Here is a 21,659-nt window from a genome sequence, read left to right on the forward strand (position 1 = left end):
CTCATTCAATTAATGTTCAGCCAAAGCGCAGGAGGCGCCATCGGGCAACTGGCTGCCAATCATGGCGTCAGTCACCCGCCGAATATCGTCATCGTTAAAAAAGGCACTGACATACACCGCCGGAATCGGCCCGGCGCTGAGATGAATGGTGGTGATCACCAAATCCACCAATTCGCGTTGGCAAAATGCCGCGTGATTGCTGGCCGACACCACGCCGACAATTTCCCAATCCGGAAAAGCGCGCAGGATGCGACTCTTCAGCAAATGTGAGGTGCCAACGCCGCTCGAACAGACCACCAGAATGCGTTTATGGGCAATTTGTCGCTCCAGCGCCGCCTGGAAATGCACGCACAGATAACCTATTTCGTCATCCGCTACGCTGGAAAGTCCGTGGATGCGCGCGGTTAATTGCATCGCCTTACGCGTTAATGAAAATATTTCTTTCATCTCCTGCTGGATATCTTCCAGCAGCGGATTGCGAATATGAATATGGTATTTGAGTCGATTTAATAATGGCTTTATATGCACTAATAAACCTTCAAATAATAAGCGGTCTTGCGCTAAGTCCTGTTGAATAAATGATGAGAAACGATCAATTAATTTACAGGTTATTTTTACCGATTCAGCGGTGGAAAATTGATTATGTAGTTGCGCATTATCGCCACGCTCTTCCACGACGATGCCGGACGAAACGATATATTGATAAATAAAGCCGATTTCATCCGACGGTAACGCGCAGCACATGCGTTGCTCAATCTGCCTCACCATCTGTTGTGCGATGGTCAGAATGCGTTGATCGAGATCCTGCGCGCTGGTCAGCGTTTCCAGGGCCAATGCATTACCTTGCGCCATGCGATGCATCATGATCAGGATATGGGTGCAGAGATTGAGATACCACGCATCGCCGAGCGGGTAACTCAGTTGCTGCTCCATCTGTTGCAGCAACGCTTGCACAAATGCCACATCCTCATCGCCAAAATAATGCACCAGCGCCTGCTGGCTGCCGGGATCGAGCCGCGGCAACAGCGGCGTTCCGGCGACGTTTTGCTGCATCACATCGTTAATCAGCGACACCATCGCCTGACGTAAAGTCTGCTCGTTACCTTCAATGTGCGTACCACCTGGCCCGCGTTGCAGCGCCAGTCCCAGCGGTTGCAGCCACTCCTCAATCACTTTCAGGTCATTCACAATCGACGCATGACTAATGAAGTAGCGCTCAGAAAGCTTGCTGATCGAGGTGGCGCGCGGCGCATCACTCAATAACTGCGAAGCAATCTTCACCCGGCGGCTATTATGGCTTAACGCTTCAGAGGAACTGCTTTCATCGCCGTTAAGCTGCTGCTCCAACTGCAAGCGCTGCTGGATATCATCCACCCGCAGGCGCACACCGCGTCCCGGGGTTTTCTCTAAAGTCAGCGACCAGTTGCTGAGCCAGCTTTCCAGCCACTGCAAATCGCGCTGAATGGTTTTCTCCGACACGCCCAGTTGTAACGCTAACTCTTTACTCGGCTGTGGCGCGGCATGATGCAGCAGTAATTTTACTAATCGGTGTTGTCGCGAAGTCAGTATTTGCATTCGTTCACCCTTATTTTGGCAAAGCGTTAATGGCTAATTGCTCTTTATATTTATTCCATGCCAGAAATCAGAAGCGCAAAAATGTGGTGCTGTTGGAGTATGAATTTAGGAGAGGACAAGATAAGCAACAATACTAAATATTGTCCGTGATAGCGGACATAATTAATAGGCCGTGTTTATCCGATAATGAATTGCGACCTTGCTCACACTGAATAGGCGATATTCACTGTGATAGCGATCGCAGATTGTTTTAATTATCCAACCGCCATCACGTTATTTAACCTGAGATGATTCTGTCTTGCGCTGCGGGCTTCTCTGTGACTAAACCGCACGAATAAGGTAATATCCTCGCCAAATGACCGCCGGATGTCCCGCCGTTGCGGGCCACGAAGTGAGGATGCGAGCTTAATGAGCGAATTGACGCAAGATGGTGCAGAACGTTTAGCCCTGCACAAGTTTACGGAAAACGCGTACCTGAACTATTCCATGTACGTGATCATGGACCGTGCGCTGCCGTACATTGGCGATGGCCTCAAGCCAGTGCAGCGCCGCATTGTCTATGCGATGTCGGAATTGGGCCTCAATTCCAACGCCAAATTCAAAAAATCGGCGCGTACCGTGGGTGATGTGCTGGGTAAATACCATCCGCACGGCGACAGCGCGTGCTACGAAGCCATGGTGCTGATGGCGCAGCCATTCTCTTACCGCTATCCGCTGGTGGATGGTCAGGGGAACTGGGGTGCGCCGGACGATCCGAAATCCTTCGCCGCGATGCGTTATACCGAATCGCGTCTGTCTAAATACGCCGAAATCCTGCTGGGCGAATTGGGGCAAGGTACCTCCGATTACGTCCCGAACTTCGACGGCACCCTGCAAGAGCCGAAGATGTTGCCAGCGCGTTTGCCGAACATCTTATTGAACGGCACCACCGGCATTGCGGTGGGCATGGCGACCGACATTCCGCCGCATAACCTGCGTGAAGTGGCTGAAGCGGCGGTCAAGCTAATCGATAGCCCGAACACCACGCTGAACGAGCTACTGGATATCGTGCAAGGGCCGGATTATCCGACCGAGGCCGAGATCATCACGCCGCGCAACGAAATCCGTAAGATCTATGAAAGCGGTCGCGGTTCGATCCGCCAGCGTGCGGTGTGGAAAAAAGAAGATGGCGACGTGGTGATTACCGCGTTGCCACATCAGGTTTCCGGCGCACGCGTGCTGGAGCAGATCGCCAACCAGATGCGCAATAAAAAGCTGCCGATGGTGGAAGATCTGCGTGATGAATCTAACCACGAAAACCCAACGCGCCTGGTAATCGTGCCGCGCTCCAATCGCGTCGATGTCGAGCAGGTGATGAATCACCTGTTTGCCACCACCGATCTGGAAAAAAGCTATCGCGTTAACCTGAACATGATCGGGCTGGATAACCGTCCGGCGGTGAAAAACCTGCTGGAAATCCTGACTGAGTGGCTGGTGTATCGTCGCGCTACCGTCACGCGCCGCCTCAACTATCGTTTGGATCGCGTGTTGCGTCGCCTGCATATCCTCGAAGGTATGTTGGTGGCGTTCCTCAATATTGATGAAGTGATTCACATCATCCGTACTGAGGACGAACCGAAGCCGGTATTGATGTCGCGTTTTGATATCACCGATACCCAAGCCGAAGCGATTCTGGAATTAAAACTGCGTCATCTCGCCAAACTGGAAGAGATGAAGATTCGCGGTGAACAAGCCGAGCTGGAAAAAGAGCGCGATCAGCTGCAAGCGATTCTGGCGTCTGAACGCAAGATGAGTAATTTGCTGAAGAAAGAGTTGCTGGCCGATAGCCAAACCTACGGCGACGATCGTCGTTCGCCGCTGCGTGAACGTGAAGAAGCCAAAGCGCTGAGCGAAAACGAGCTGGTGAGCGCCGAGCCAGTCACCATCGTGCTGTCGCAGATGGGTTGGGTGCGCAGTGCCAAAGGTCACGATATCGATGCCGCTGGTTTGAGCTACAAAGCCGGCGACAGTTATCTGGCCGCGGCGCGCGGCAAGAGCAATCAGCCGGTGGCGTTTATCGACTCCACCGGACGCAGTTACACGCTCGATCCGACTTCGTTGCCATCCGCGCGCGGGCAGGGCGAGCCGCTCACCGGTAAGCTGACGCCACCGCCGGGCGCGGTGATTGAGCAAGTGCTGATGGAGCCGGATGAGCAGAAATTGCTGATGGCGTCGGATGCCGGTTACGGCTTTATCTGTACCTTTGCCGATTTGGTCTCGCGCAATCGCGCCGGTAAAGCGCTGCTGACGCTGCCAGAAAACGCCAAAGTGATGACGCCGATGGCGGTGCATTCCGGCGATGACATGCTGCTGGCGATCACCCAAGCCGGTCGTATGTTGATGTTCCCGGTCGGCGATTTGCCGCAGATGTCGAAAGGCAAAGGCAACAAAATCATCTCGATTCCGTCCGCAGAAGCCGCAGCCGGCACTGACAAACTACAATGGTTGATGATTTTGCCGCCGGGCGCGTCGATTACCATTTATGTCGGCAAGCGTAAGTTGGTGATGCGCGATGAAGAGCTGCAAAAAGTGCGTGGCGATCGCGGACGTCGCGGCAGCGTGGCGCGCGGTCTGCAACGTATCGATAGCGTAGAAGTGAATGCACCAGCGCGTCCGAAAACTGACGCGAGTGAAGAGTAACGCTGTAATTCAGGCGATGGAATGCCCAATTTGAGGAATCTATGTTACTAATTTTACGAGCAATTATTGTTATTGTTTATTCGATTCTGGTTTGTATCTTCGGCAGTATCTGGTGTCTGTTTTCGCCACGTAATCCGCGCCACGTCGCGACCTTTGGCCATATGCTGGGTCGCTTGTCGACGGTGTTTGGTCTCAAAGTGGAACTGCGTAAACCAGCGGAAGCCGCGCAATATGGCAACGCGATCTACATCGCGAACCACCAGAACAATTACGACATGATTACGGCCGCGAAAATCGTGCAGCCGACAACGGTCACCGTCGGTAAGAAAAGCCTGTTGTGGATTCCGTTCTTCGGCCAACTTTATTGGCTGACCGGTAACCTGTTGATTGATCGTGATAACCGTGCCAAAGCGCACGGCACCATCGGTGAGTTGGTCGATCAATTTAACAAAAAGCGCATTTCATTCTGGATGTTCCCGGAAGGTACGCGCAGCCGTGGACGCGGTTTATTGCCGTTTAAAACCGGCGCGTTTCATGCTGCGGTGGCTGCCGGTGTGCCGATCATTCCAATTGTGGTGTCTAACACCCACGATAAAGTGAAATTGAATCGCTGGAACAATGGCTTAGTGATTGTTGAGATGTTGCCTCCGGTCGATACCACGCAATTCACCACCACTTCGGTGCGTAAACTCGCTACCCATTGCCGCGAATTAATGTCGGCTAAACTGGAAGAATTGAACGCCGAAGTCGCCGAACGCGAAAAAAGCGGTAAACTCTGACCGGCCAAACGGGGCAGGTTCTTCTGCCCCAGCCCGTTCCGGGCGCAACACAGCAACTAATAATCAATTAGAACAACATGGACACGGCGTTTTCACGCCACGCTCAAAAGGTCTGAAGTTTTATGTCTTGCAGCAGACGTCAGTTTATTCAGTTATCTGCCGGTGTCGCGCTGGCTTCCGGTGCCATGCCTTATGCCGCCCGCGCCGCCGCGCCATTGGGCGATACGCCGCTTCCGATTCCACCGTTGATTGAATCCCGTCGCGGGCAGCCGCTGTTTTTAACCTTGCAGCGCAGCCATTGGTCATTCAGCGGCAACAGCAACAAAGTCCCGGTGTGGGGCATTAACGGCATGTATCTCGGCCCAACGGTGCGCGTTTACAGCGGCGATGATGTAAAGCTGATTTACAGCAATCGCCTCAACGAACCGGTATCGATGACCGTCAGCGGTTTGCAGGTGCCGGGTGCATTGATGGGCGGCGCGCCACGCATGATGTCAGCAGGCGCCGATTGGGCGCCGGTGCTGCCAATTCGTCAGGGCGCGGGCACCTTGTGGTATCACGCCAACACGCCGAATCGCATGGCACCGCACGTCTACAATGGCCTGGCGGGCATGTGGCTGGTGGAGGATGACGTCAGCAAAGCGCTGCCGTTGCCGAAGCATTATGGCGTTGATGATTTCCCGCTGATTATTCAGGACAAACGTCTCGATAACTTCGCCACGCCGGTCTACAACCCGCCTGCCGACGGCGGGTTTGTCGGCGATGTGTTGCTGGTCAATGGCGTGCAAAATCCGTACGTCGAAGTGTCGCGCGGCTGGGTGCGTTTGCGTTTGCTGAACGCTTCGAATTCACGCCGCTTCGATCTGAGTTTCTCCGATAATCGCCCGTTTACCGTGATCGCCAGCGATCAAGGTTTTCTGCCTGCGCCGGTAGCGGTACAGCTGTTATCACTCGCACCCGGCGAGCGCCGCGAAGTGCTGGTGGATATGTCGCAGGGCGATGAAGTGTCGATCACCGCCGGTACCGCGGCAGGCTTGATGGATCGCTTACGTGGCCTGTTTGAGCCTTCGTCGATTTTGACCAATACGTTGGTACTGAATTTGCGCCCGACCGGTTTGCTGCCGTTGGTGACCGACAATCTGCCGATGCGTTTGCTGGCGGATCAAATCCTTGATGGCGTCGCAGTGCGCACGCGTGAATTCCGTCTCGGCGATCGCGAACCAGGCATTAACGGCGCGTTGTGGGATATGAACCGCATTGATACCACCGTACAGCAAGGCACCTTTGAGCGCTGGGTGATTCACGCCGATATGCCGCAATCGCTGCACATTCAGGGCGTGATGTTCCTGATTAAGAACGTCAACGGCGCGCAGCCGATGGGCGAAGATCGCGGCTGGAAAGACACGGTGTGGGTCGATGGATCGGTGGAGTTGCTGGTGAGTTTCCCGCAGAGTTCGTCGGATCATTTCCCGTTCGTCTATTACAGCCAAAGTCTGGAAATGGCCGATCGCGGAACGGCGGGGCAGATGTTGGTGAGTCCTGCGTTGTAATGCCCTTCGTCCTAACCTTCTCCCACAATCGGGAGAAGGAACGTTTAGGCGGATTTCAATTTAACCCCAGTACTCGATCTGTCCCCTCTCCCATTTATGGGAGAGGGCTAGGGTGAGGGCAACCTCGCACCATCCTACCCGTTAAACGTCTCCGGATCCGGCCCCAAACGATTACCGCTATCCAGCTTAGCAATCTCGCTGACTTCGGTTTTATCTAATCTGAAATCAAATACCTGGAAGTTCTCGTGAATACGTTCCGGCGTCACCGATTTCGGAATCACCACCAATCCGCTATCCAGATGCCAGCGAATCACAATTTGCGCTGGGGTTTTGCCGTACTTCTTAGCCAGCTCGCGGATAATATCCTGATCAAATACACCTTTGCCGCCTTGCGCCAGCGGGCTCCAGGATTCAGTTTGAATCTGGTGCAACGCGTTCCACGCATGCAGGGTGCGCTGTTGCAGCATCGGATGCAGCTCAATCTGGTTCACCACCGGCGACACACCGGTTTCATCAATCAGGCGTTTAAGATGGGCTTCGTGGAAGTTACACACGCCGATGCTTTTGGTTAAGCCTTGCTGTTGCAGCTCAATCATCTTTTTCCAGGCTTCAACGTAATGATCTTTCTCCGGGCACGGCCAATGCATCAGATACAAATCCACCGATTCCAACTGCAACTTCTTCAGGCTGGTTTCGATCGCTTGTTGCGCGTTTTGCTGGTCGTCATTCCACAGTTTGGTGGTGATGAAAATGTCTTCACGCGCCACATCGGTTTCTTGCAACGCTTGCCCAACCGCTTCCTCATTTTTGTAGATGGCCGCGGTATCGATAGAGCGATAGCCAACTCTCAAAGCCTCCACGATGGCTTTGCGCGCATCCTCAATACTCGCTTGCCACACGCCGAGTCCAAGCTGCGGCATCATGTTGCCGTCGTGCAATTTAATAATGGGTTGCTCTGCCATAATTGCTCCTTACTGTTGCAGTGACTTACCGTAGAAAAGATGTGCTTAAGTCTAGTCAACAAACCTCATCTGGGGATCATTGTGGCAAGCGGGCAACACTTTTGCCTGGGGAATTTCTGCAATAATCTTGCCTGATTCTCCAGGATGGTGGAGCTTTGAGCAGCATTGCGGCAAACTGCCTTTTTTGCTGCCCGAGAGAAAAACATGCCAAACGACGCCCTTTGCCGCCAACTCGCGCAGCGTGTAGTTGCGTTGATGAGCGATCCCCGCAAGCCGCTGTGCGCAGTGGAAAACGTCAAATTAATCTACGCCTGCGAAACCCTGCCGCGTACGCCGATGATGTATCAGCCCGGCATTGTGATTCTGTTTCAGGGACGTAAAACCGGCTATCTCGGCAGCACGGTATTTCACTACGATGCCACCAAATATCTGATGCTCACCGTACCTTTGCCGGTGGAGTGTGAAACTGAAGCCACGCTGGAAGAACCACTGGCGGGCATGTGTTTAAGCGTCGATACCGCCAGCCTGCAAGATTTACTGATGGATATTGGTGACGACGAGCAGTTCCAGCCGCAGGCGCAAACTTCCGGCATTCATTCCGCTTTTATGAGCGATGAAATGCTGTGTGCCGCCGAACGTTTGTTGGATGTGATGAGCAATCCGCGTGATGCGCGCGTGTTGGGGCCACAGTTGGTGCGCGAGATTATCTATTACGTGCTGACTGGCCCAATTGGCGGCGCGCTGCTGTCGCTGGTGAATCGTCAAACGCAGTTCAGCCAAATAGCGCGCGCGCTGCGTCGCATCGAGAATCATTTTGCCGAAAGCCTAAGCGTCGACATGTTGGCGGCGGAAGTGAACATGAGCGTCTCAGCGTTTCATCACAACTTCAAAGCGGTGACGCAAACTTCGCCGCTGCAATACCTGAAACGTTATCGCTTGCATCAGGCGCGACTGATGATGTTGCAGGATGGCATGAAAGCCAGTGCCGCAGCGGTACGCGTAGGTTATGAAAGTCCGTCGCAGTTTTCGCGGGAGTTTAAGCGCTATTTCGGCGTGACGCCGGGAGAAGAGGCGAGCCGCGTGCGCCAAACGGTGCCGATGTTACCGTTTGACGCCGCGTCGTAATCAGGAGACTTTCTGGCGGCGCTTTTTCCAAATCACCACAATGCTGCCCGCCAGGCCGATAAATAGCAGGGCAATCGGCAGCACCATCAGGATCGCCATCACCTGATCTTCGTGACGTTTGATAAAGGGAACATGGCTGATGCCATAACCGAGCGTCACCACGATACCAACCCACAATAAGCCGCTCAGCCAGTTAAACAGTTGGAAGCGGCCATTCTTTAAGCCCGAAATCCCGGCCATGGTTGGCAGCAGCGTGCGCACAAATGCCAGGAAGCGGCCAACCAGCAGCGCCATCAAACCGTGACGATCAAACATATTCCACGCGCGCTGGTGATATTGCGCCGGCAGGTGCAAGAGCCAGCTTTTGACCAGTTTGGTATTGCCCAGCCAGCGCCCTTGCAGATAACTCAACCAACAGCCGAGGCTGGCGGCGGTAGTCAGAATCACAATGGTGGGCACGAAATCCATCACGCCTTTGGCAACCATGGCACCGGCTAATAGCAGTAAACTGTCGCCTGGCAGAAACGAGGCCGGCAACAAACCGTTTTCCAGAAACAGCGTCAAAAACATCACGCCGTAGACAATCCACACGACATCTGGATTTCCTAGCGCGGCAAAATCCTGATGCCAAAGCGCCCGGACAATCTCATGTAAAACACCCATCAGCTATTCCATCGAGTCACAAGGATTCTATTTTAACCTTCTGTGGCATGGCATTCGTTGATCTCTCTGCGCCGCCACAGCGTGGTTTACCTTCTGTTTAATTTCTTAAGCGTGCAAAGCCGGCTTTAAGGTCAGCCAGTAAATCATCGACATGTTCAAGGCCGATGTGCAGACGCACCAAGGTGCCGGTAAAATCAACGCCGCCCGCCGGGCGAATCGCCGCCAATTCTTCGGGCTGATTTGCCAGAATTAGCGATTCATAGCCGCCCCACGAATAGGCCATGCTGAAGTGATGGAAGTGGTCGAGATAGTGCGCCAACTGCTCAGGGCTCAATTTCTCGTGCAAGATAAAGGAGAACAAACCGCTGCTGCCGCTGAAATCGCGCTGCCAGAATGCGTGGCCTTTACACTGCGCCAATGCCGGATGATTGACGCGCGCCACTTCCGGCTGTGCTGCCAGCCATTCTGCCACCTGCAAACCGCTCTCTTCATGCTGACGCAAACGCGTGCCCAGTGTACGCAGGCCACGGCTTGCCATATAGGCGGTATCGGCATCGACCATTTGGCCCATCAGATACGAATTTTCACGCAGTTGCGCCCAGCAGCGTTCATTCGCTACCGCAGTACCGATCATCGCATCGCTGTGACCAATGATGTATTTGGTGCCAGCCTGAATCGAAATATCGATGTCATGCTCCAGCGCGTTAAACAACACGCCCGCCGCCCAGGTATTATCGATCATGATAATGGCGTCAGGCGCTTTAGCGCGCACCGCGGCAACAATTGCTGGGATGTCCTGTACTTCCATGGTGATCGACGCCGGGGATTCAAGGAACACCACGCGCGTATTCGGCTGAACCAGTTCACCAATTTCGCTGCCAATGCAGTGATCAAAGTAAGTGGTGGCTACGTTCAGCTTGCTGAGAATTTTAGAGCAGAAATCTTGGGTCGGTTCGTACACCGCGCCGCTGACCAGAATATGGTCTCCGGCTTCGACGAACGACAAAATGGCGTTGGAAACCGCCGCCGCACCACATGGATACAGCGCACAACCAGCGCCGCCTTCCAGTTCGGTCATCGCATCTTGCAGCGAGAAATGGGTGAGGGTGCCGCGACGACCATAAAACAGTTCGCCTTGCGCACGACCGGCAGTGGCGCGCTTTTTGTCGGCGACGGAGTCAAAAACCAGAGAGGAGGCGCGTTGAATCACGCTGTTAACGGAGCCTTGCGTGTAACGTTTACTGCGTCCCGCTGTGACAAGCTGGGTATCAATTTTTTTCGTTGCCATCACTGCCTATCCTGACATTTCCCACAAAACATCCACGTTACCACGAATCCGCGAACGGGGTTGAGCCTGATTACTGATTATCAGAGTGAGGCCAGTATTGCGTAAAACATCAGCTAAATTGTGGGATTGAATGACATTTTTGGTTTGTAAATAGTAATGAGAACCACTATCACTTCGGGCGTTTTTTTTGCTATGATCCGCGCTTCAATCGTGAACTGTGCAACAGAAGTTGGAGATGCAGCGTGGTAGCCAGTGATTTGATGCAAACGGACCTCTCCGTTTGGGGCATGTATCAGCATGCCGATATCGTGGTAAAGATTGTGATGATTGGCCTGCTATTAGCGTCGGTCGTCACCTGGGCGATTTTCTTCGGCAAATATGCTGAACTCAGCGGGGCGAAGCGTCGTCTGAAACGCGAACACCAAGCGCTGGGCGAAGCCCGATCGTTAAACGATGCTTACCGTGCTGCTGAAAACTTCAAAGGCAACAGCCACAGCGCTGTACTGCTCAATGATGCGAAGAATGAGCTAGAACTCTCAGCGGGTGCTGAAGATCTGGATGGCATTAAAGAGCGCACCAGCTTCCGCCTTGATCGTCGCGTCGCGGCGTTTAGCCGTCATGCTGGTCGCGGCAACGGTTTCCTGGCAACCATCGGCTCCGTCGCACCGTTTATCGGTCTGTTCGGCACCGTTTGGGGCATCATGAACAGCTTTATCGGTATCGCGAAAACACAAACCACCAATCTCGCGGTGGTTGCGCCGGGTATCGCCGAAGCGCTGCTGGCCACCGCCATTGGCCTGGTTGCCGCGATTCCTGCTGTGGTCATCTACAACGTCTTCGCCCGTATGATTGCCAGCTACAAAGCCTCGCTGGGCGATGTTGCCGCGCAAGTGATGCTGCTGCAAAGCCGTGATCTTGACCTCGGCAACGTCGATACCGCGAAAGAAGCCAACCGTCCGGCGGCGGCACAGAAACTGCGCGTAGGATAAGTATTATGGCGATGCGTTTAAACGATGACTCGGTTGGCGATGGCGAAATGCACGAAATCAACGTGACGCCGTTTATCGATGTCATGTTGGTTCTGCTGATCATCTTCATGGTTGCCGCGCCATTAGCCACGGTGGATGTGCGCGTGAATCTGCCTGCTTCCACCAGCGCACCACAGCCGCGCCCGGAAAAGCCGGTTTATCTCTCGATTAAAGAAGATAAGCAGATTTACATCGGTAACGACGCGGTAACCAAAGATACATTGGTGAACGTGCTGACGGCGCAAACCGAAGGCAAGAAAGACACCACCATCTTCTTCCAGGCGGATAAATCCGTGGATTACGCCACCTTGATGGAAGTGATGGATCAACTGCGTGAAGCCGGATATCTGAAGATCGGCTTGATGGGTATGGAAACCGTGAAGAAGTAACATTCCCTCCTGAACGCGTAAGGTCGCCATTTATGGTGACCTTTTTTTTTATCCCGCACCCAGTTTGTTAATTTCTTGTTACTCTTGGTCGTACTTTTGTAAACTGCAATGGTGAACAAGATCACATCTATTCCTGGCTCCGCAGGCTACAACGGGGGAAAAACCCAGGAAGGACAATATGAGCTCAAGTCACTCTTTACAAAAGTCATCGCAGGGCGGTGCCAAAACTATCTTTAGCGTTACCAGCGGTAACTTCCTTGAGATGTACGATTTCATGGTGTTTGGCTATTACGCCACGGCGATCGCCAAAACCTTTTTCCCCGGTGATGATCCTTTTGCCTCCTTGATGCTCACGCTGATGACTTTTGGCGCGGGCTTCCTGATGCGTCCACTTGGCGCGATTATCCTCGGCGCGTACATCGATCACCACGGTCGCCGCAAAGGGCTGTTGCTGACGCTGGGATTAATGGCGGTTGGTACCTTGACCATCGCGCTGGTGCCGGGTTACGCCACCTTAGGCGCGGCTGCGCCCATTCTGATTCTGCTTGGTCGCCTGCTGCAAGGTTTCTCGGCCGGTGTTGAGTTGGGCGGCGTGTCGGTGTATCTGGCGGAAGTGGCACCAAAAGGGCGCAAAGGCTTCTACGTCAGCTGGCAATCCGGCAGTCAACAAGTCGCGGTGATCTTCGCGGCGCTGTTGGGATTGGGCTTAAACCATCTGTTAGCCAAAGACGCGGTCACCGAATGGGGCTGGCGTATTCCGTTTGTGGTCGGTTGTATGATCGTGCCGTTCCTGTTCTACATTCGCCGCATGCTGGAAGAGACTGAAGCGTTCAGCCAGCGTAAACACCATCCTTCCATGAGCCAGATTATGCGCTCGGTGGGACAGAACTGGGCGTTGGTTTTGGCGGGTATGCTGATGGTGGTCACCACCACTGTGATGTTCTACATGATCACCGCATTTACCCCGACGTTCGGCAAAACGGTATTGATGATGAGCGACAAAGAGAGCTTCCTCGTGACGCTGTTTGTCGGGATTTCTAACCTGTTTTGGTTGCCGGTGATGGGCGCGCTTTCCGATCGCATTGGCCGTCGTCCGTTACTGATCGTTTGCACTATTCTGATGATCGTTACCACCTGGCCGGTGCTGCATTGGCTGGTGGGATCGGCAACCTTTGCGCATTTAGTGGAAGCCGAGCTATGGCTGTCGTTCCTGTATGCCAGCTACAACGGTGCGATGGTGGTGTATCTGGCTGAAATCATGCCAGCAGAAGTGCGCGCCTCCGGTTTCTCATTAGCTTACAGCCTGGCAACCGCGCTGTTTGGCGGCTTTACGCCTGCGGTTTCAAGCTATCTGATTCATGCCACCGGCGATAAAGCGATGCCGGGCGTATGGCTGTCGTTTGCGGCGGTGTGTGGATTGGTCGGTACATTACTGATTGGCCGCATGGTGAAACAGTATCAAGCGCAGCACGCTTCCGCTCACCCGAATCCCGTCTAAAATAGTGCTCGATCAGCCCCTTCTCCCGCGTGCGGGAGAAGGTTGGGATGAGGGACAGCGCGTACCCTTCTTCCCCAGCGCGTACCCTTCTCCACCAACAATCCGCTAAAACGACAAATCCACCACCACGCTATCGGTATAATTCCCCGCCGCGGGCGTATTCTGCGTCGTCAGAATCTGCGCGGTATAAATGAAATTACGCGTCACGGTATCCGCATTAATCGAACTCGACGTGGTGCTGCTCCAGCGATCGGTGCCGGTCGGTCCCCAGCGCGAAGTGGTGGTAGTACCTTTATAAATGTCATACGCCAATCGGTTGGTGCCGCTGGCCATTTGTCGCGTGGTGCCGCTGTAGTAGCTGCCATTGCTCAATCCCACGGTATACGTGCTGCCTTTCGAGCACACCACATTGATGGTTTGCTGAATGGTAGAGAACTGGCCTACCAGCGGTGCGCTGCCAAAACTCACATTGGGCGCAGTAATGGTGGTGCAATCGTTGGTCACCACCAGATTCACGGTAATCGGCATCGCCGTGCCGGTGCTGGTCTGCACTGTTCCCACACACGCGCCGAGCACGTTTACCCCGGCACAGACGTTATAACTCACGGTTAAAGTAATGGTGGTGGTGTAGGTTCCCGCCGCAATCACCTGGCCGGGCACAGTGCGGAAATAGAGCGGAATATTGAAGTTGAGGCTGTTACCCAACGCCAACAGCGCTGATGAGTTCCAGCGATAGCTGCCGCCTTGCAATAATTCGGTGGCGCAGGCGCTGTCGATGCACATCTGAATCGGAATATTGTCCGTACCGCCGCTGGCGGTTTTCAGCGTCGCACGCGTGCCAGTGAGGTTGGTGGCGGTAGTAAAAGCATAAGCGACATAATCTGTGCCCAACAACGAAAGCCCGCCGGTGCCGCAGTTAACGTTGGTGGTGCTGGACGTGGGATTCACCGTTGAGCCAACAGAAAAGGTTGTGACCGATCCAAAAGTGGCGGTTGGCGCAGACAAGCCGCAAGCCGCGTAGCTCAAGCCCGGCAGTAGCAATAGCGTCAGCAGCAAAAGCGTTCTCATGGTGAAATCCCTGACTGTGAATTATTGGCGCTGCTCACCGCCGCACCTGCTGGCGGCGGTGGCAGATCGCAGGTAAGCGGCCCGTAGGTTTCCAGCGCTTTGGGCTGACCGTCGGCGATGGTCAGCTGCGTATCGCAACTGCGGCCATCCGGCGTCGAGACGTGAATCGGGTTGTCGGCGCTGAGGTTTTCCATCCACACAATGCCATCCCAGCCGACATATTCGGTGGCCTGATTCGGCCGCAATACCTGGCTGGAAATCGGCAGCGGCTGCCCGTTGCTGTCATGCAGCACCACGCTAGCAGCGCGCAGACGTTCCACCGGGAAATTCAGCAAGTAGCCACTTTTACGCTTCACGGCAAAACGCTGCTCCACTTTCGGTGCAGTGCGATCGGCGGGCAAATCCAGCGTATCGATATCGTACTTGGCGCCGTAATAGCTGCTGATCGACGGTACCAGCAAATAGCCCTCTTTATCGGTGCGACCCATCGCCTGGTTTTCATAGCGCACCGTGACGTCTGGATAATCGGTTTTTACCACCACAAACGCATCGTTGATGTCGTTAGCGGCAAACACGCGGTTGTCCATCAGCACCACTGAACCGGTGAAATCGGCCCATTGCGTAGTGTTGTCGTCATCGCCATAGAAACCGGCCGAGGTATCAATTTTGTTATTGCGATAGCGCAAACTGGCCTGACGATAATCGCCGCTGTCGCTGCCTTGATTGGCCCACGCCGCGTCATAGGAGAAACCGCCGTCGGTCGGCATGGCGCGCGACACATACAGGCGCTGATTATTGTTGCCCTGCTGATCGCGCTCGGTGCTGATTGAGGCGCTGCTCTGCTCACCGAACGGAATCACCAGCGAAATCGCGCCGCTCCAGTCGCCTTGTTCCTGATCGCGGCTGGCGGAGATATACAAACTGCTGTTGCCCCACAGATTTTTACTCCACGACAGATTCATTAAGCGGGTGCGATCGCCGTTGCCGCCGGAGATATCGAAATAGGCCAGGCCGAGGCTGCCATACTCATTCAGCGACACGCTGGCGGTGTACTGCGAGCTGCGGCGCGCCAGCGAATAGCTGGTGTTGGCGTTGTCGCCGCGGCTGCCGATCAGCGCAAGGTTGCCGAAATCGGCGCTGCGCAGAATGTGTTGCGTGCCGAGGCTGAACCAACTGTTGTTGTACTGATAACCCCAACTGTATTGCGTACCAGGATTGCCATCCATTTGGCTCTGCGCCAAGGCGCCGTTGATCACCCCCCAACTGCCGAGTTTCACCAATCCCCCCGCGCCGCCCATCGCTACGCTGCTGCTGCCTTCCGCGTGGCTTTCCAGTGTTAGCCAATCGTTAAGGCCGTAACGATACGAACCGCTCGCCGCCGCCGCGCCGTAATCAAAATTCTGTACGCCATAATTTTCACGGATGGCACCGGCAGAGAACGAGTAATCGGATAAACCTTGTTTCAGCAAGCTGCTGGAGACGTAAAACGGCAGCGTGGTGGTGATTTGTCGGCCAACCGCATCGGTGGTGGTGATCACCGCATCGCCCGCACCATTCACAAACGGTACGTTGGTGAGTGACCACGGACCCGGCTGCACATCGGCGTTCGCACTGCGATAACCGTTGATAAACAGATCGACCGAAGAGGGCACCGCCGCCTGGCCAGAAAACGCTGGCAGCGGATAAGTGACTAAATCGGGTCGCACACTGAAATCACGACCCACCTGGATACCGCCAAGACGCACGCTGTTGCTCCAGCTCAACGCATCAGTGACCAAATCCCCGGCGCGCCAGCTGATGGCGGCGTTCTCGTTTTCATTGCTAAACCAGGTATCGTAGCGAATATAGCCTTCCTGCTGGCCCGCTACGCCGCCTTCCAGTTGCTGCACGTAAACGCCATTGGTCGAGAATTGCCCAAGCGGGCCGAAAAAGCGCAGCTCATTCCAGCTGGAAAGGCGAGAACCGGCGTTGTCGGTGCGCGTGGCGTAGAAATCATAATTGAGCAGAGCGCCGTTACTGGCGCGACCGGGGAAGCGTGGCGCATTGGTGCTGGCCTGGCCGATAGTTTGACCCGGCAGCCAGCCTGGCGGAACGGTCAGCAGCAGTCGCTGACGCCGTTCGTCGTACTCCACTTTTGCACCGCTCAGCTGATTGACATCGATCTGCTGGCCTTGCAGTTTGCCCGCGGGAATACCGGCACGTTGCAAATCGCCGCGACGTAGCCAGAAATCGCCGTTCTTGCGTTCTACTGGCACGATGTCGCCACGTTCGCCCTGATTCACCACCAGTTCCAGCATGTATTGCTGGCCGTTGGCATTATTCTCCAGTGCAGGCGGCGGTGGCAGCTCGGAGAAGGTCTCCGCGCTGCTGGGCATCGGGCTGATACACAACACGCTGGCAACCGCCAGCGCGCAGGGATGCGGCGTTAACTTCATCAACGCGCGGCAGCGCTGCTCCAGTGGCCTTTATTCATCTCGGCCGAAAGCTCGCCGCTCACGCTGCTGTTCAACGGCCAGCGATTGCTGCTGTTGGCCAGCACGTAGCCGAACAAACCGTTGCCGAGCGGACGTCCACCAATGGTGACGTTGCTTAACCGCGCGTGACCATTGCCGCGATTGGTCAGCTCTAAATAGCGTTTGCCGCCGCTGTTCACTTCATGCCAGCTCAGCTGCGGTTTGGCGCTGTCACGCGTTACGCCATTGCCATAGACGAACAGCGGAACCGAGTAGCGCATCTGGAAGGTGAGGCCGGCCTGATTTTCGCCCGGCGTGCGTGGCGTAGGGATCTCATCCAACACTACGCGATATGACATTTCGCGCCCGGCTTCCGGTTGTGCTTGCTTAATCAAACGCACCAGCTGTTTTTGTCCTGGTTCAAGGCGCACCATCGGCGGACTCGCCACCACTTGTTGCTGGGTTTGATACTGTTCCTGGCCGTTAACCTGCTGCCAGCTAAAGATGCGTACCTGCATCATGGTGGTGGCGTTACCGCGATTCTCCAGCCACAGCTCGCTGGCTTTCTCTTCGGGATCGATTGCTGGATCAATCGGCCACACCATCAAGGAATTAGCGGCGTGGACGGCAGGCGTTAGGGCCACGAGTAGCAACAGGAATAGGGCGCGCAGGCTCATGATTCAGTTATCCTTCTTATTGACGCCGTCACCAACTCAGCGTGACGGTTAAGGTGTCGGTATAGGTCCCGGCGCGCGTTGGGCCGGGCAGCGTTAATAGGCCGTAAATCGGCAAAGTAATGTTGTTGGCGTTGCTGTAACTCAGTGCCACGGCGCTGTTCACCGGAATGGCGGTGGTGTGCGCGGCGTTGGAGTACAAGCTGTACGGCACAGTGTTGGTATTACCGGCGATTTTGAGGTTGCGCGTGGTGGTGTAATTCGATCCGCCATTGATGCTCATACTCACGGCGGTGCCTGGCGTGCAGGCAAGGGTGATGGTGGTGCTTTGCACATAGCTGGCGCTGACGCTGCTGGTGGCGACGCCAGATTGGGTGCCGAAATTAAGCGTGCCAAAAACTCCGGTATTGGTACCGGAGACGACACAGCCTGCCACTACTGATGCTGACACCTGAAAGGTTGCCGTCGGCAACCCCCAAGCGGAGACGCTCCCTATCAGCAGGGCCAGGCCGCCTGCACTGTGCATCCATCGCTGCACCACGGCCACCCTGATTACCCCGATACGATCCTCAGTAATTCACCGCCACATTAATGGTGTCGGTATAAGTACCTGCTGGGATCAGTGGGTTGAAGCCGCCGCCGACCACGCGACCATAAATGGCGTAGTTGGTGCCAAGCGTTGGGTCGGTGGTGCCGCTGGCGGCAATGTTGGTGTTATTGGCGATGGCGGTGGTGAACGCGGCGTCGCTATACAGCGTATAAGCAATGCCTTGTGTGTTGTTGGAGCCGAGGATCAGGTAGCGCGGTTGGCCGCTGACCGTACCAAACACGGTAGCCGGTGCGGCATTACTGCTGGTGACCTGCACGTTAAACGTTTGCCCAGTGGTGCAGCGCACAAAAATACCGTTACCGGCGGCGCCTACCAGGGTGGCGTTTAAGGTATCGAAGGTGGCAGCGCTGCTACCAAAGTTCAGAGTACCGAAGTTCACCCCTGTGGTAGCGGATTGACCGTTGACCAAACAACCGGTGGTCAACGTCAACGTGGCATTGATGGTTCCCGTTGTGGTGGCGGCAAAAACAGCGGTCGGAGCAAGCGCGGCGCTTAGGCTGGTAGCCACAAGAAAAAGCTTGAGTTTCATAATCATTCCTTACTGATTATCCAAGGTCAGTGCTTTTTCACCTGGTCATTCATTTATGAAAACACATCCGAAATCAAACAAGAGCCGCAATCGGCCAGACAACCTAAGCGCCTACCGCCTAAGAAAATTCTTAGATGGTGGGTTAATGATTTATATCAGTTTTCTTTACTATAGATCAGCAAATCAGCGCTTGTGCGACTGGGGTTCACTTTTTCACTAATCAATTCACGCTTTTCGCCGATAACTCAGTAATAACAAGGGGTGGCGACCGGTTAAAAAAACTAAACAACCAAGGTTTCCTCCCTCTACCGCGCGCTTCGGTTCAATGCTATGTTCGTGCATTAATCAGATATTATTAATTTTTCTCTCGACGACCGACGATGAAAATAAAAATAACTCGCCGCGCAACTCCAGATTTGTCTGGAGCGATTTTTTGTTGAGCGGTGCCGCAAGTGGTCATTAATTGCCCTAATCGGCGCCTTATCATCCTTGTTCAAATTTAACGACACAGCACCCGTTTTACCGCGGGCAGAATTAGGAGCGCACATGCTGCTGGTTACCTGGGATAGCGTTCTGGTTACCGTTTCACTGATTGTGGCGTTTATCGCCGCCTTTACTGCGCTGGATAGCGCCGGGCGCGTTGCCGTGTCGCGCGGCTACGTAGCGAAATTGTGGCTAGTCGGCGGTGGTACGGCGATGGGCATCGGCGTATGGGCGATGCACTTTATTGGCATGCTGGCGATGATGATGCCGATGACCATGCGCTACGACATTTCCCTCACCGCCATCTCATTGCTGGTAGCGATTGTGGCGTCGATTTTCGCGTTGGCGCAGGGCGTTCGCGGCAGTCATCTCACCCGACGTCGGCTATTACGCGGCACGATTATTCTCGGCAGCGGCGTGGTCGCGATGCACTTTATCGGCATGAACGCCTTGCTGATCGAACCGGCGATTCGCTGGGATTATCGGCTGGTAACGCTGTCGGTGATTGTGGCGTATGCCGCCTCCGGCGTGGCGCTGTGGCTGGCTTTCCATCTGCGTCAGGGCGAAGGGCTGTTAATGATGCGCGCCTGCGCGGCGCTGGTGATGGGAATTGCCATCGCGGGCATGCACTACATCGGCATGGCGGCGGCTGAGTTTCATAACTTGAGTAGCATGCAGCATCACGGTGCCAGCCAGGAAGGTTTGGCGGTGTGGGTGACCATTATTACGCTCAGCATTCTGGGGTTAACGCTGTTGATCTCAATGCTGGATGCGCAACTGCGCGCCGCTCGGCTGGCAGCCAAGCTCAAACGTGCCAACAGTGAACTGCGCCAGTTGGCGATGCATGACAATCTCACCGCGCTGCCGAATCGCGTGATGCTGGAACAGCAACTGACCGAGCAGATCAAACAGGCCACGCTGGAAGATGGCAACTTTGCGCTGATGTTCATGGATCTCGATGGCTTTAAAGCGGTCAACGATACCTGGGGCCATCATGTTGGCGACCGCTTACTGATCGCCGTCGCCGAACGTTTACGCGTGCAATTAGATGAAGAGATTCTGCTGGCGCGGCTTGGCGGTGATGAGTTCGTGTTGCTGTGCCCACAATGTAATACGTTGCAGGCGGCGGCATTGGCACAAAAACTGGTACAGGTGATTGATGCGCCGTTTGACCTCGACCGTTATTCGCTGCGTGTGTCGCTCAGCGTCGGCATTGTGGTGTTCCCGCTGCACGGTCGCAGCCAGCAAGAGATGATGTTCAATGCCGATTCCGCCATGTATCACACCAAACACAGCGGTCGTAACGGTTGGAGCCTGTTTGAACCGGCGATGAGCGCGGTCGCACAGCATCAGTTGGCGCTGGCCAATGATTTGTGGAACGCGCTGGAATACCAGGAAATGCGCCTGTTCTATCAGCCAAAATTCCGCGCCGAAGGCACGGTTTTAATGGGCTTTGAGGCGTTGCTACGCTGGCAGCATCCGCGTCGGGGTTTGCTGATGCCGGATATGTTCCTCGCGCGTGCCGAGAAGACCGGGCAAATTGTCGCGCTGGGCAATTGGGTAATCAACGAAGCCTGTCGTCAACTCAAGCAGTGGCACGATGAAGGTAATCGCGACTGGAGCGTGTCGGTAAATCTGTCGGCGCTGCAATTCCAGCAGCGCGATTTGATCGAAAGCCTGCGTCAGGCGTTACAGCGCTTTCAGATCCCTGAAGGCGCATTGATGTTGGAGATTACCGAAAACATCGCGATGCGCGATCCGCAATTCAGTCAGCAGCGTATCGCTGAATTACATCGCTTAGGCGTAAAAGTGGCGATCGATAATTTCGGCATCGGTTACGCCAATCTGCTGCACTTGCGGCATTTGGAAGCCAGCGAGTTGAAAATCGATCGCGCCTTTGTGAATAGCTTACGTGCCGACAGCGAAGATGCCACGGTAGTCACGGCGATGTTGACGCTGGCGCGCACGCTCAATTTGCGCATGGTGGCGGAAGGCGTCGAAACCGAGGAGCAGCAGCGTTTACTCACCGGTTTGGGCTTCGATACGCTGCAAGGTTACTTGCTCGGCAAGCCAACACCGGCCGATCGTATCGGTGAATTTACCGCTGCGCTTAACATGCCTTTAGCCTTTGTGGACAACGTGGTACCGCTGGCAGGAGCGCAATAAACAGTTTTTATTTTCTTCCGCATCGGAAGGTTTCATCGTTCATTGACTCAAATCGGCAGCGATCCTGCCGATATTCCTACTATAAAACCAATAGATCTCATCTTTTTCGTTAACACCACAGCTGACTTACAACGGCTTTA

General features: G+C 54.7%; 17 protein-coding genes. 8 read left to right on the top strand and 9 right to left on the bottom strand.

From position 1 onward, the window contains the following. Positions 1 to 9: 9 nt before the first annotated feature. Positions 10 to 1,575 carry a BglG family transcription antiterminator gene (locus ACPUC7_RS05530; protein WP_494922065.1) on the bottom strand — a complete coding sequence of 522 codons (1,566 nt, stop codon included), beginning with the start codon at positions 1,573 to 1,575 and terminating at the stop codon, positions 10 to 12. A gap of 408 nt (positions 1,576 to 1,983) precedes the next feature. Here ACPUC7_RS05530 and parC point away from each other — a divergent pair, with 408 nt between their 5' ends. The 3 genes from parC (at position 1,984) to ftsP (ending at position 6,583) form a co-directional block, all read left to right on the top strand. Next, positions 1,984 to 4,254, top strand: coding sequence for a DNA topoisomerase IV subunit A (parC, locus tag ACPUC7_RS05535; protein ID WP_494922066.1), 2,271 nt, complete (start codon positions 1,984 to 1,986; stop codon positions 4,252 to 4,254). Between the two features lie 41 nt (positions 4,255 to 4,295). After that, entirely contained in the window at positions 4,296 to 5,033 is a 738-nt protein-coding gene (locus ACPUC7_RS05540; RefSeq protein WP_494922067.1) for a 1-acylglycerol-3-phosphate O-acyltransferase, read from the top strand. A 122-nt stretch (positions 5,034 to 5,155) separates the two neighbouring features. Further along, positions 5,156 to 6,583: a cell division protein FtsP gene (gene ftsP / locus ACPUC7_RS05545; protein ID WP_494922068.1), complete on the top strand. Its 1,428-nt coding sequence runs from the start codon at positions 5,156 to 5,158 to the stop codon at positions 6,581 to 6,583. Between the two features lie 134 nt (positions 6,584 to 6,717). Here the strand turns inward: ftsP and dkgA are convergent, their stop codons facing one another. Then, positions 6,718 to 7,545: a 2,5-didehydrogluconate reductase DkgA gene (gene dkgA / locus ACPUC7_RS05550; RefSeq protein ID WP_494922069.1), complete on the bottom strand. Its 828-nt coding sequence runs from the start codon at positions 7,543 to 7,545 to the stop codon at positions 6,718 to 6,720. 204 nt (positions 7,546 to 7,749) lie between these two features. Between dkgA and ACPUC7_RS05555 the strand changes: the two genes are divergently transcribed. Beyond that, positions 7,750 to 8,670 (top strand): AraC family transcriptional regulator, encoded by a 921-nt coding sequence (locus ACPUC7_RS05555; RefSeq protein WP_494922070.1) that lies wholly within the window; start codon positions 7,750 to 7,752, stop codon positions 8,668 to 8,670. Here ACPUC7_RS05555 and ACPUC7_RS05560 read toward each other — a convergent pair whose 3' ends face one another. Continuing rightward, positions 8,671 to 9,333, bottom strand: a complete 663-nt coding sequence (locus ACPUC7_RS05560) for a DedA family protein (RefSeq protein WP_494922071.1) — start codon at positions 9,331 to 9,333, stop codon at positions 8,671 to 8,673. Positions 9,334 to 9,430: 97 nt separating this feature from the next. Further along, the gene (metC, locus tag ACPUC7_RS05565) at positions 9,431 to 10,621 is read right to left on the bottom strand and encodes a cystathionine beta-lyase (RefSeq protein WP_494922072.1); all 1,191 of its coding nucleotides are present in this window, start codon (positions 10,619 to 10,621) and stop codon (positions 9,431 to 9,433) included. Positions 10,622 to 10,881: 260 nt separating this feature from the next. Here metC and exbB point away from each other — a divergent pair, with 260 nt between their 5' ends. The 3 genes from exbB (at position 10,882) to ACPUC7_RS05580 (ending at position 13,536) form a co-directional block, all read left to right on the top strand. Further along, positions 10,882 to 11,610 (top strand): tol-pal system-associated acyl-CoA thioesterase, encoded by a 729-nt coding sequence (exbB, locus tag ACPUC7_RS05570; RefSeq protein ID WP_343550929.1) that lies wholly within the window; start codon positions 10,882 to 10,884, stop codon positions 11,608 to 11,610. Between the two features lie 5 nt (positions 11,611 to 11,615). Then, entirely contained in the window at positions 11,616 to 12,038 is a 423-nt protein-coding gene (exbD, locus tag ACPUC7_RS05575; RefSeq protein ID WP_343550752.1) for a TonB system transport protein ExbD, read from the top strand. 178 nt (positions 12,039 to 12,216) lie between these two features. Next, positions 12,217 to 13,536, top strand: a complete 1,320-nt coding sequence (locus ACPUC7_RS05580) for an MFS transporter (protein WP_494922073.1) — start codon at positions 12,217 to 12,219, stop codon at positions 13,534 to 13,536. Between the two features lie 105 nt (positions 13,537 to 13,641). Here ACPUC7_RS05580 and ACPUC7_RS05585 read toward each other — a convergent pair whose 3' ends face one another. The 5 genes from ACPUC7_RS05585 to ACPUC7_RS05605 are packed head-to-tail and all read right to left on the bottom strand — an operon-like array spanning position 13,642 to position 18,870. After that, the gene (locus ACPUC7_RS05585) at positions 13,642 to 14,604 is read right to left on the bottom strand and encodes a Csu type fimbrial protein (protein WP_494922074.1); all 963 of its coding nucleotides are present in this window, start codon (positions 14,602 to 14,604) and stop codon (positions 13,642 to 13,644) included. Then, complete coding sequence (locus ACPUC7_RS05590; protein WP_494922075.1) at positions 14,601 to 17,039, bottom strand: fimbria/pilus outer membrane usher protein; 2,439 nt, start codon at positions 17,037 to 17,039, stop codon at positions 14,601 to 14,603. The genes ACPUC7_RS05585 and ACPUC7_RS05590 overlap by 4 nt, the downstream gene beginning before the upstream one ends. Beyond that, on the bottom strand, positions 17,039 to 17,737 hold the full coding sequence (locus ACPUC7_RS05595) for a fimbrial biogenesis chaperone (protein WP_494922376.1): 699 nt from the start codon (positions 17,735 to 17,737) through the stop codon (positions 17,039 to 17,041). Before ACPUC7_RS05595 ends, ACPUC7_RS05590 begins: the two co-directional genes overlap by 1 nt. 25 nt (positions 17,738 to 17,762) lie before the next feature. Then, the gene (locus ACPUC7_RS05600) at positions 17,763 to 18,257 is read right to left on the bottom strand and encodes a Csu type fimbrial protein (RefSeq protein ID WP_494922377.1); all 495 of its coding nucleotides are present in this window, start codon (positions 18,255 to 18,257) and stop codon (positions 17,763 to 17,765) included. Positions 18,258 to 18,300: 43 nt separating this feature from the next. Next, a complete protein-coding gene (locus ACPUC7_RS05605; protein ID WP_343550757.1) occupies positions 18,301 to 18,870 on the bottom strand; it encodes a spore coat protein U domain-containing protein in 570 nt (189 codons plus the stop codon). 546 nt (positions 18,871 to 19,416) lie between these two features. Between ACPUC7_RS05605 and ACPUC7_RS05610 the strand changes: the two genes are divergently transcribed. Next, positions 19,417 to 21,519, top strand: a complete 2,103-nt coding sequence (locus ACPUC7_RS05610) for a putative bifunctional diguanylate cyclase/phosphodiesterase (RefSeq protein ID WP_494922076.1) — start codon at positions 19,417 to 19,419, stop codon at positions 21,517 to 21,519. Positions 21,520 to 21,659 lie beyond the last annotated feature (140 nt).

The sequence above is a fragment of the Pantoea sp. CFCC18179 genome (assembly GCF_059412405.1).